The organism is Yokenella regensburgei ATCC 49455, assembly GCF_000735455.1.
Lineage (GTDB): Bacteria > Pseudomonadota > Gammaproteobacteria > Enterobacterales > Enterobacteriaceae > Yokenella > Yokenella regensburgei.
Map to the genome: position 1 here is coordinate 1 of NZ_JMPS01000063.1, position 343 is coordinate 343.

Below are 343 nucleotides of genomic sequence, written 5' to 3' on the forward strand. Positions count from 1 at the left end.
TGAAAAAACAGCAGTAAAAATCTCTGCAGGCTTGTAGCTCAGGTGGTTAGAGCGCACCCCTGATAAGGGTGAGGTCGGTGGTTCGAGTCCACTCAGGCCTACCAAATTCTTGCTGAAGCTGCGTTGCGGCGACACTCACATACTTCAGTATGCTTCGTGTCACCACGCCTTGCCTCAACAAGAATTACGGTTTATGAGGTTTAACTACGATGGGGCTATAGCTCAGCTGGGAGAGCGCCTGCTTTGCACGCAGGAGGTCTGCGGTTCGATCCCGCATAGCTCCACCATCTTTACTGCGACACAAGAAAACTTCAGAGTGTACCTGAAAAGGTTCACTGCGAAG

2 tRNA genes are annotated in these 343 nt (G+C 51.0%); both read left to right on the forward strand.

Annotated features, from left to right (window positions below):
• Positions 1 to 27: 27 nt before the first annotated feature.
• Positions 28 to 104, forward strand: a tRNA-Ile gene (locus tag GYRE_RS14375).
• A gap of 107 nt (positions 105 to 211) precedes the next feature.
• Positions 212 to 287, forward strand: a tRNA-Ala gene (locus GYRE_RS14380).
• Positions 288 to 343: the final 56 nt, after the last annotated feature.